The organism is Mycobacterium dioxanotrophicus (assembly GCF_002157835.1).
In the GTDB taxonomy this organism is placed as follows: domain Bacteria; phylum Actinomycetota; class Actinomycetes; order Mycobacteriales; family Mycobacteriaceae; genus Mycobacterium; species Mycobacterium dioxanotrophicus.
In genome coordinates this window covers 1,350,803-1,360,710 of record NZ_CP020809.1, presented here as the reverse complement: position 1 = coordinate 1,360,710, position 9,908 = coordinate 1,350,803, and the positions used below count along the sequence as shown (strand labels likewise).

General features: G+C 66.3%; 12 protein-coding genes. 8 read left to right on the top strand and 4 right to left on the bottom strand.

The window, feature by feature from the left end:
- Positions 1 to 125: 125 nt before the first annotated feature.
- A complete protein-coding gene (locus BTO20_RS06660) occupies positions 126 to 1,691 on the top strand; it encodes a serine/threonine-protein kinase (protein ID WP_087074414.1) in 1,566 nt (521 codons plus the stop codon).
- Here the strand turns inward: BTO20_RS06660 and arr are convergent.
- Positions 1,688 to 2,116: an NAD(+)--rifampin ADP-ribosyltransferase gene (arr, locus tag BTO20_RS06655; RefSeq protein WP_087074412.1), complete on the bottom strand. Its 429-nt coding sequence runs from the start codon at positions 2,114 to 2,116 to the stop codon at positions 1,688 to 1,690. The two genes, BTO20_RS06660 and arr, sit on opposite strands and share 4 nt — an antisense overlap.
- Positions 2,117 to 2,327: 211 nt before the next feature.
- Between arr and BTO20_RS06650 the strand changes: the two genes are divergently transcribed.
- From BTO20_RS06650 to BTO20_RS06630, 5 genes are read left to right on the top strand one after another with little or no spacing between them, the layout of a single operon-like run.
- Positions 2,328 to 3,203, top strand: a complete 876-nt coding sequence (locus BTO20_RS06650) for a branched-chain amino acid ABC transporter permease (RefSeq protein ID WP_087074410.1) — start codon at positions 2,328 to 2,330, stop codon at positions 3,201 to 3,203.
- Positions 3,200 to 4,195: a branched-chain amino acid ABC transporter permease gene (locus BTO20_RS06645; RefSeq protein WP_087074408.1), complete on the top strand. Its 996-nt coding sequence runs from the start codon at positions 3,200 to 3,202 to the stop codon at positions 4,193 to 4,195. The genes BTO20_RS06650 and BTO20_RS06645 overlap by 4 nt, the downstream gene beginning before the upstream one ends.
- Positions 4,192 to 4,908 (top strand): ABC transporter ATP-binding protein, encoded by a 717-nt coding sequence (locus BTO20_RS06640; protein ID WP_087074406.1) that lies wholly within the window; start codon positions 4,192 to 4,194, stop codon positions 4,906 to 4,908. The genes BTO20_RS06645 and BTO20_RS06640 overlap by 4 nt, the downstream gene beginning before the upstream one ends.
- On the top strand, positions 4,901 to 5,614 hold the full coding sequence (locus BTO20_RS06635) for an ABC transporter ATP-binding protein (RefSeq protein ID WP_087074404.1): 714 nt from the start codon (positions 4,901 to 4,903) through the stop codon (positions 5,612 to 5,614). The genes BTO20_RS06640 and BTO20_RS06635 overlap by 8 nt, the downstream gene beginning before the upstream one ends.
- A 15-nt stretch (positions 5,615 to 5,629) precedes the next feature.
- Positions 5,630 to 6,910: an amino acid ABC transporter substrate-binding protein gene (locus BTO20_RS06630; RefSeq protein WP_232491071.1), complete on the top strand. Its 1,281-nt coding sequence runs from the start codon at positions 5,630 to 5,632 to the stop codon at positions 6,908 to 6,910.
- A gap of 3 nt (positions 6,911 to 6,913) precedes the next feature.
- On the opposite strand, the gene BTO20_RS06625 is transcribed toward BTO20_RS06630, so the two are convergent.
- Positions 6,914 to 7,660, bottom strand: a complete 747-nt coding sequence (locus BTO20_RS06625; RefSeq protein ID WP_087074402.1) for a Mut7-C RNAse domain-containing protein — start codon at positions 7,658 to 7,660, stop codon at positions 6,914 to 6,916.
- 89 nt (positions 7,661 to 7,749) lie between these two features.
- Between BTO20_RS06625 and BTO20_RS06620 the strand changes: the two genes are divergently transcribed.
- Positions 7,750 to 8,235, top strand: a complete 486-nt coding sequence (locus BTO20_RS06620; protein WP_087074400.1) for a hypothetical protein — start codon at positions 7,750 to 7,752, stop codon at positions 8,233 to 8,235.
- An 8-nt stretch (positions 8,236 to 8,243) separates the two neighbouring features.
- The gene (locus BTO20_RS06615) at positions 8,244 to 8,795 is read left to right on the top strand and encodes a protein-tyrosine phosphatase family protein (RefSeq protein WP_198344276.1); all 552 of its coding nucleotides are present in this window, start codon (positions 8,244 to 8,246) and stop codon (positions 8,793 to 8,795) included.
- 31 nt (positions 8,796 to 8,826) lie between these two features.
- On the opposite strand, the gene BTO20_RS06610 is transcribed toward BTO20_RS06615, so the two are convergent.
- Entirely contained in the window at positions 8,827 to 9,453 is a 627-nt protein-coding gene (locus tag BTO20_RS06610) for a DUF7255 family protein (protein ID WP_087074398.1), read from the bottom strand.
- Positions 9,454 to 9,624: 171 nt separating this feature from the next.
- Positions 9,625 to 9,837 carry a hypothetical protein gene (locus BTO20_RS06605; RefSeq protein ID WP_087081712.1) on the bottom strand — a complete coding sequence of 71 codons (213 nt, stop codon included), beginning with the start codon at positions 9,835 to 9,837 and terminating at the stop codon, positions 9,625 to 9,627.
- Between the last annotated feature and the right edge of the window lie 71 nt (positions 9,838 to 9,908).

The following is a 9,908-nucleotide window of genomic DNA, read 5'->3' as shown; positions in this document are numbered from 1 at the left end:
GCACCCCGAATCCCATCCACCCAGCAACGATTGCGCTTAGCCTGAGAAGGCCCGGAGCACACGCCCACCGAGGATGTCGGTACCCCGCGCTACGTTCGCCTGTTCGCCAGTCGAGGAGGCTCAAGATGGTTGAAAAGAACTCGCGTGTGGGTAGCACGTTCGGCAAATACGAGCTGACCGCGTTGCTCGGCCGCGGCGGCATGGGTGAGGTGTATGAGGCCCACGACTCCGAGAAGGACCGAACCGTCGCCGTGAAGATCCTCCGCGAGGAGTACGCGGAGGATGAACGGTTCCGGGCCCGGTTCCTCCGGGAGTCGCACGCGGCGGCAAATCTGCAGGAGCCGCATGTCGTGCCGATCCACGACTGGGGTGAGATCGACGGGAACCTCTACATCGACATGCGTCTGGTCCGTGGGCAGACATTGCAGGACCTCGTCAATGCATGCCCTCTCGACCCACCCCGCGCAGTAGCGATCATCGAGCAGGTCGCTGCCGCGCTGGACGCCGCCCACGCGCAAGGGCTGATCCATCGCGACATCAAGCCCCAGAACATCATCGTCACCGACGCGGACTTCGCCTACCTTTTGGACTTCGGCATCGCTCAGGCACAAGGCGATTCGAGCCTCACGCAGGCAGGCATGCAGATCGGCTCGTTCGGCTACATGGCCCCGGAACGGTTTGGTGAGACGCCGTGCACGCCGGCCTCCGACATCTACTCACTGGCCTGCGTGCTGTACGAGGCACTGACCGGAGACTCACCTTTTCCGACCAACAGCTACGAGCAGCTGATCACCGCTCACCTCACCGCCCCACCGCCACGGCCGAGCCTCGTCCGCGCCGGCGTGCCCGCCACCCTGGACGCGGTCATCGCGCGCGGCATGGCCAAGGAACCCGACGAGCGCTACGGCAGCGCCGGCGCACTGGCCCGCGCCGCCCGTCGCGCCGTACACACCAGCCCGGCGGAGGCGGTCGCCGCGAGCGCCGACACCATGCTCGCGCCGAACACTGCACCACCCTTGCTCACCGCAACACCGCCCGTTGCGCCGCCCGCGCCTGAGCCCCGGCAACAATCACTGGTTCCGCTGGCAGTCATCGGACTGGTGTCAGCGCTCTTGCTCGGCGCTGTCGGCCTCGTCATCGGACTCCTCGAGTCGAAGAACTCCACGCCGTCGGTCAGCTCCACGCCGGTGGGAGCGACGACCGTCACCCCGCCACCGACCGTGACCGTCGCCGGCCCGACCGTCTACAAGACGGCACCGACGGCAAAACCATCGACACCGACGTACACGCCCACGGCGGTCCGCGATCCCGAGGTCTCCAGCGCTACCCAGCTGCGCCAGATCGCTCAAGGCGACTACACGGTGGTCAGCACGCAAGGCGCCGATCGATGGGTGCCGCAGTTGAGTTCCAAGCGCCCGGGCGTGGTCGATGAGGGCGTCGTGTGGAACAACGCCCTGACCTTGGAGGAGCACCTGCGGCTGCGCCAACGGTATGGCGCCAAGCTGCTGTGGTCGGGTGACTGGTCGACGTTCGACGCACCCAACTTCTGGGTGACCATCGCACCGTTCACCTTCCCGACCGCGGACGGCGCATTGGCCTGGTGCAGTGACCAAGGCTTCGACCGCGACCACTGCTACGCCAAGCTCATCAGCAAGACGCACGCTGTCCCGGGCAGCACGGCATTCAATTAGTCATAGATGACGTCGAGCCCGCGCCGCCGAAGATCGGCCAGCCCGTCCCGCATGGCTTGCAGTTGTTCGGGTGAGTGCCCTTCCCAATCGGTGATCTCCCCGACGATCCTCACCGGCTCGCGGGTCCGGTAGGAGCGGGTCGGATTGCCGGGCAGCTTCTTGTCCGTCACGTTCGGGTCGTCCTCGAGCGGACCTTCGGGTTCCACGATGTAGATGCGGCCTCGACCCTTGCCGACAGCAAGCTCGGCACCCCACGCCGCGGCATCCAAAGTTTGAGTGACATAGACGTGATTCATGATCCGGCCGGCTTCGTAATTCGACTCGCGGCCGGGCACCAGCCGATCCCCCACCGCAAGATCGGCTTTGGTGCCGTGCAGGTAGGCACCCGACGGATGTACTTCAAAAGGCTTCGGCGTACTCGTCACAACATTCCCCCATCAGCGGTTACTTCGCAGCCGGACGATTGTGCAGCACGCCAGGGGCCTTGCCGCAAGCCCCACCACCGGCCCTATAGTGAGAGTGGGAGCAACGTTCCGACAGTCTCTGTCGCCCAGCCAATCCGCGTGATCTGCTGATAACTCCCCCGTGCCGTGGATACGCTCCGAAGAGTCCTGACCGCCCTGTCGAAAGGACTCCATGGCCGAACTCGTGCAAGCGCTTGTCGGCGGAATCCTCATCGGTGGCCTCTATGTCGCGATCAGCATCGGCTTCTCGCTGTCGTTCGGAGTCCTGGACGTCGTCGATCTCGCCGTCGGTATGTGGGTGGTCATCGGCGCATACGCCGTGATCGTGGCCAGCGAGGCGCTCAAGGTCGATGCGTTCGTCCTGCTGCCGGCGGTGTTCGTGGTGTTCGGGATCGTCGGCTGGCTCATCGCGCCGCTGATCTATCGGGTCCGGACCAGTAAGTACGCCCTGCCCGCATTGATGGGGCTGGCGTTCACGTTCGGGCTCGCCACGCTGATCCGCGGTGGGCTGCTCACGGCGTTCGGGTACAACCCACGCACGGTGCGCACCAGCTTCTTTCCCGGCAACATCGAACTACTGGGCATCACCGCACCCGCGATCCGGGTGGCCGGCTTCGTGTTCGCGGTGATCGCGACGGGCCTGTTCCTGGCGTTCTTGTTCTATACCCGAACGGGTCTGGCGATCCGGGCCACCGCGCAGAGCAAAGAAAACGCGGGGTTGATGGGCATCGACGTCAAGCGGATCAGCAGCCTGGTCTACGCCATCTACACCGGCCTGACCGCGATGGCAGGCGCATTGCTGGGCGCCATCTACGCGATGACGCCGGAAGTCGGTCTGCGCTATACGTTGTTCGCGTTTTTCGTGGTGGTGTTGGCGGGGCTGGGCTCGGTGGTCGGCGTGCTGGCGGCGGGCTTGTTCCTGGGGGTGCTGCAGTCGGTGGTGACGACGTACGTGGGCGCCAACTACACCCTGCTGGTGGTGTTCGGCGTCTTGTTCCTCGCGCTGTTGCTGTTCCCGCAAGGCATCTCGCGGCGAGGCCTGGCATGAGAAACAGGCCGGCATCCGGAGGCAACCCATACCTCAACCTCGGCGTGCTCGCCGTCGTCGTCGCTGCCCTGTGCCTGCTGCCGATGATGACGTCGCCGTACTACATCCGGGTGGCGACCGGCGTCGCTTTGTGGGCCGGGATCGCCTTGTCCTGGAACGTGATCTGCGGCTACGCCGGCTACATCAGCTTCGGCCACGTCGCGTTCTTCGGTATCGGCGCCTACACCACGGCGATTCTGATGCAGCCGCAACACCATTGGAACTTCTGGGCGACACTGCCGGTGGCGGCCGTCATCGCCGGTGCCGTTGCGGCACTGGTCGGGTGGCCCGCGCTGCGGCTCAAGGGCGCGTACTTCGCCATCGCGACGTGGGCCCTGGCCGAGGCGGTCCGCGAACTCACCACAGTCCTCGGCTTCACCGGCGGCTCGGCCGGCCTGAGCACACCGATCCGCAACGACGACAACTTCTTCTTCTACACCATGCTCGCCGCGGCGGCGATCGCCTACGCCGTGTGCTACCTGCTGCTGGAACGGTCCCGTTTCGGTTTTCGGGTGAAGGCGGTGCGCGACAACGAGATCGCTGCCCGCGCGCAGGGCATCAACACCACGCTGGTGAAGATCGAGGCCTTCATGCTCAGCGCGATCATCCCGGCCGTGCTCGGCGGCATCAACGCGTACTGGATCACCTTCATCAACCCGGCCAGCGTGCTGAACACCCTGATCACCGACCAGCTGGTGGTGATGGTGCTCGTCGGCGGCCTCGGTCACGCGTGGGGCCCGGCGCTCGGCGCGACCGCGTTGTTCCTGCTGCAGGAGCAACTGCGGGTCAGCTACGGCGAGACCACCGCCTACATCATCATCGTCGGCGCCCTGGTGATGGCGGTGGTGCTGTTCCTGCCCGACGGTCTGGTCAGCCTGGTGCGCCGGACCCGACGAATGCGCTTGGTACGCCAGCTGCTTGGCCGCGTCGTGCCCCAGAAGGCCCGACCATGAGCGTATTGCAGGTGAACGATCTCTTCCGCGCGTTCGGCGGCATCCGCGCCGTCGACGGCGTCACGTTCGAGGTGGAGCAGGCCGAGATCGTCGGCATCATCGGCCCCAACGGCAGCGGCAAGAGCACGTTGTTCAACCTGCTCACCGGCACCATCAAACCCGACAGCGGCACCGTGACGCTGTTCAACCAGAACATCACCCGCTTGGCCGCCCACCGCATCGCCAGGGCCGGCCTGGCCCGCACGTTTCAGATCCCGGCGTTGTTCGTGAACATGACCGTGCGGGAAAACCTGTGGACCGCCGCTGTGCAGTTCGACTGGGACAACGCCCGCGCCGACGCGGACGCGGTGCTGGAACGCCTCGAACTCACCCATGTCGCCGAGGATCTCGCGAGCAGCCTCTCCGGTGGTCAGCAGCGGCTGTTGGAGATGGGCCGGGTGCTGATGCGCAAACCGAAAGTCGCACTGCTCGACGAGGTGGCCGCCGGGGTGCATCCGCGGCTGCGCCAGATCATGCTCGACGCCATCCGTGTGCTGCGCGACGAGGGCACGACGTTCCTGGTGATCGAGCACGACATGGAACTTGCGCAGGACATCTGCGACCGGATTCTGGTGATGGATGCGGGAAAGATCGTGGCGCAGGGCAGCTTTGACGAAATCTCTCACGACCCGCATGTCATGGAAGCGTATCTGGGGGTGCCGACGAGTGAGTGAGATTACCGTCGAGAACCTCGACGCCGGCTACGGCAGCGTGCAGATCCTGCACGAGGTGTCGCTGACGGCCCGCACCGGCGAGGTCACCTGCATATTCGGGCCCAATGGCTGCGGCAAGAGCACGCTCTTGAAAGCCATGGTGGGAGTGATCGATCCGTGGGCCGGCCGCGTCAGCATCGACGACGATGACCTCACCCATCTGCCGTCACACCGCACCCTCGGCCGCGGGCTGGCAATGATGCCGCAGGGCGGCGGGGTGTTCCCGCACCTCTCGGTTCGCGACAACCTGCGCATCGGCGGCTATACCATCCGCTCCCGCAAGCAGCTCGACGAGCGAATCGACGAGCTGCTCAAGGAGTTTCCCCGGCTGCGCGAACGGTACGGCGTGCCGGCCGGCCAGCTCTCGGGCGGCGAGCAGATGATCCTGTCGATCGCCCGTGCCCTCATCTTGAACCCACGGTTCCTGCTGTTCGACGAACCGTCGGCGGGCCTGTCCCCCAAGCTCGTCGGCGACGTGCTGGCCCGCGCGGCCGAGCTGGCGCGCCGCGGCGTCGGCGTGATCATGATCGAACAGAACATCCGCGAGGCGATGCGGGTGGCCGACCGGATGTACGTCCTGGTGGCCGGACGCAACCGCTTCGAGGGCACCCCCGCCGACGTCAAGGACGACCGTGAACTCATGCACCTCTATCTGGGGGGCCGCTGAATGAGAGGAATCACCATGTCCCACAACATCAACCGTCGACTCTTCCTGACCCGGGCCGGCCTCGTCGCAGGCGGCGTGGTGGTCGGCCCGAGCGTGCTCGCAGCGTGCGGCGGCGAAAAGGGCGGTGGTGGAACGTCGGACACGTTCAAGGTCGGTGCCGTGCTGGAGCTCTCCGGTGAATCCGCCACCGGTGGCCAAATCGCCCAGCGTGGCTACCAATTCTGGGCTGACACGGTGAACAGCAAGGGCGGCTTGGCGATCGGCGACAAGAAGTACAAGGTCGACCTGATAGTGCAGGACTGCAAGAGCGATCCCGCCACCGGTGCCGACTCGGCATCCCGCCTGATCACCCAGGACGGCGTGAACGCCGTCTTCGGCGCCTACACCAGCGGCGTGCAGCTCGCGATGGACCCCATCTGCGCCAAGTACAAGGTGCCGTGTATCGCCGGCTCGGCGGAGTCACCCAACATCTGGAAGAAGCAGCCCGCGTTCACCTTTGGCGTCATCCCCGCGGTCGACCTGACGGCGGCCCGCTCGATCCAGTCGATCGTGGACACCGCGAACCCGAAGCCGGTCAGCGCAGCCGTCGTCGGCGCCAACGAACCGTTCTCCAGCGACACCGCCAACGGTTTCCGGTCGGGCGCCGAGGCAGCCAAGCTCAACGTGGTCCATTTCTCGCTGTTCCCGCCCAACGCCGACCTGGCGCCCGTCGCGCAGGTGGTCGCGGCGCAGAAGCCCGACATCGTGGCGGTCGGCGGCCATGACGTGCTGCTGGTCGACTTCGTCAAGGCGATGGCAGCGACGGGCTACACCCCGAAGGCGATTATCGAGCACTACGGCATCACCGACGCTTCCTTCGCGAAAGCGCTTGGCCGCCAAGCCGACGGCGTGATGGGTATCTCGGTGTGGTTGCCGACGGCGACGTTCAAGGACGACCTGTTCGGCTCGGCCGGCGACTACGCGAAGGCCTTCGAGCAGAAGTACAGCTCGCCGCCGGATTACACCGCGGCCGGGTGCAGCGCCGCCGGGCGGGTGCTGCAGGCTGCGGTCGAGAAGCTGGGTGAGTCGCCGGCCCTGTCGGAGGACGCGCGCGGCAAGCTCAACGACCTGATCGCAGCCACCGACCTGCAGACCTTCTACGGGCCGATCAAGTTCGCCACCGAGGGCGACCACTTCCACAACAACACCGCGCTCAACCCGATGCTGGTGCAGATCCAGGGCGGGCAGGTCAAGGCGATCGCGCCGCCGGAGTCGTCGCAGGCGCCGATCATCTATCCGCTGCCGCCGCTGGGCTGACCCTCACAGCTGCTCTCGCAGTCGCTCGACGATGCCGGTCAGCTTTGCGAAATGTGATCCGCGCCAGTAGATCCGTCCGCAGTCGGGGCAGCGACTGAATTCGTCGTAATAGCGGCGGGTCAGCGGCTCGAGCTGGTCCAGCACCTCCTCCTTCGGCACCGCGGCCAACCGGCCGTTGCACTGCACGCACCGGGTGAACGGCGCCAGGCGCCGCTGCAGGTTCAGCCGCCGGATCACCGCGAGGGTCTGTTCCTCCGCCTGCTGGGAGTGGACGAACAAGCCGTGCGTGATCGCGCGCCGCTTCAACAGGCCACGGTCGCGGGTCAGCAGGATGCGATGCTCTGTGCGGCTGATATCGGCCAGCGTGCCGTCGTCGGCGTCATTCGACCACCACACGTCGAAACCGAGCAGCCGAAGCAACCGCGCCAACCGGCCGAGGTTCACGTCGATCACGAACCGCGGATCCCGCAGCGGCACCGGCCGCAGCCGGGCCGTCGTCCCGATGTCGAGGGCCTCGAACATGGGATATGCCGCGATACGGTCGCCGGTGGCCGGGCGGTGCTCGAAGCCGGCCGGATGCCCGTTCACCAGGATCAGGTCGACCTCGGTGTGCGGTATGCCCATGGCCTCCAGCACATCCTTGACCGTCTGATGGCTCCGAAACGGGCGGCGCACAGTCAGGCCCCGCGATGCGGAGCCCAGGAAGTCGTTCAGCTCGGCATAGGCCCGGACCGTCACGAAGCCGGCCATACCGCCATGGTCTCGCACGGGGCCGAGGCGGGCAATCATAATCCGCCGACACTCTGGGCAGCCTCGAGCGATCGGCCTACCGTGGAGTTATGACAGAACAGTCATCCGCGGTCACCCTGGCTCATCCTTCGGCCACGATGCTCCGCGTCATGAATCCGGCCATGCGGTTGCTACTGCGCACCCCGCTCGCCGGCCCCGCGCGCAACCAGCTCATGGTCGTGACGGTACGCGGTCGAAAGACCGGACGGCAGTATGAGATCCCCTTGAGCGCCCACCGCATCGACAACACCCTCTACGCCTTGACCGACGCGGCCTGGAAGAACAACTTCCGCGACGGCGCACCCGCCGAAGTGCTCCACGACGGCAAGACCACGACCATGCGGGGCGAGCTCATCGAGGATCGCGCGACCGTCGCCGACTTGTACCATCGCTGCGCCGAGTCCTACGGAGCCAAACGTGCCCAGCGCATGATGGGTCTGGGATTCCGCGACCAGCGCATCCCGACGCTGGCGGAGTTCACCGAGGCAGCAGACCGCTTGCACCTCGCCGCGATCAAGCTGACCCCGGCCGAATAAACCGACTCGTGCGCAACGGATTTCGGGCGACCGCCACGCGGTGGCCGCACGACGAGGTCTTGCACGCCTGGTGGGTGCAGCCGCACCGACTCCTGGCCGGTGAATACCCGGGCGCCGCCACACCCGAGAAAGCCGACGCCAAGGTGCGCGTCCTGGTCGACGCCGGCGTCGACACCATCATCGACCTCACCACAGACCAAGACCACCTGACGCCGTACCGCGAGCGCCTCGACGCGGCGGCCGAGGCGGCCGGACGTTCGGTGCGGTACTTCGCACACCCGATCCCCGACTTCGGCGTGCTCGACCACGCGGGCTACGACACGATCCTGGCCCGCATCCATTCTGAACTGGACGCGGGCCGGACGGTGTACGTGCACTGCTGGGGTGGGAAGGGGCGCACCGGAACGGTCATCGGGTGCCTGCTCGCCGAGGCGGGGTTGAGCTACGACGACGTCATCGCTCGCATCGGGCAATTACGCTCGGGCACACGGAAAGCCAGTGATCCGTGCCCGGAGAACACTGCCCAGCATGACATGCTGCGGGCGCGCTGCCGGCGATGATCCGACTGGTTACTTGGCGTGGTTGTCAGCGTTAACCCCGCGCGGTCCGCTCGTCGATGAACGCCCGCAGCGCATCCCGGTCGACCGGCTTACCGTCGAGCAACTCGGCGAGCGACGCGCCGCCGATCACGTCGTAGACGGCCAGCCGCGCCAGCCGGACCCCGGAACCGGCCGCGGCGATGTCACGCATCGCGTCATAGAGTGCGCGCTGTTTCCAGCGCGGCGACCCGGCGCCTTCGAGCAGCCGGGCGGGCCCGGCAGGCCCGAACAACCGCTCCGTCGCGATGCTCGTCCAGTAGCTGCCCCAGCCCCGCTCCGCGGCACATGCGCTCTCGTACTGCACGCAATACCGCATGTAGGCCTCGCACCAGGGCAGCCGTTGGGCCCACGCCTGTTCCAGCGTTTTCCTGCGGTACCGGTTGAAGTGCTGGCTTTCGTCGAGCTCGACGATCAGGCCGCCTTCGAGCACGCAATCCCATGGGCCGGGCCGCAGCCGAGGCTCGTCGAGCGTGCCGCCGAGGGCACGGTACAACCGCAGGATCTCCGCCTGATCTTGCGGTCGCAAGCTTTTCAGGTGTGGGCGCATGGATCGCGTCGCTGCCGGCTTATAGCCCGCCTCGACCAGAATGTGTACCAGCGCATCCTGCCGAGCTCCCATGCCGATCACCGAACCTCAATCCATCTCCATGACGTGAACCCGACATCGTTGCAATACCCACCGACAAGTGGACGCAACCGTCCACTTCGGTTTTTGTATCAAGACTGCCGCGTCGTCCCGCGCGTCAATATCCGCCGTTCGAACGACTTAGCGCTGCGCCGACCGCGCCGGTCACTTGGCGTGGTGGTTGCGCTGGTGGTGATGATGCACCGAGGTGCCCGGCTTGGGGGCGTTGTCCTGATGCGGGAAAGCCTCGTGACGGCTGACCGACGGGCCATGGCTGGCCACCGAAGCGTCGGCGTGCGCCGAAGCGGCACCGAGGAAGATGATCGCCGGGGCGGCGGCGAGGGTGAAACCAGCGGCGAAGCGGCGGGCGATGGTCATGTCGACTCCTTTGTCGGATAAGGCTTTTCGGATTTCATCCGGTGTGTTCCGGCGTTGAAACAAGAATGCCG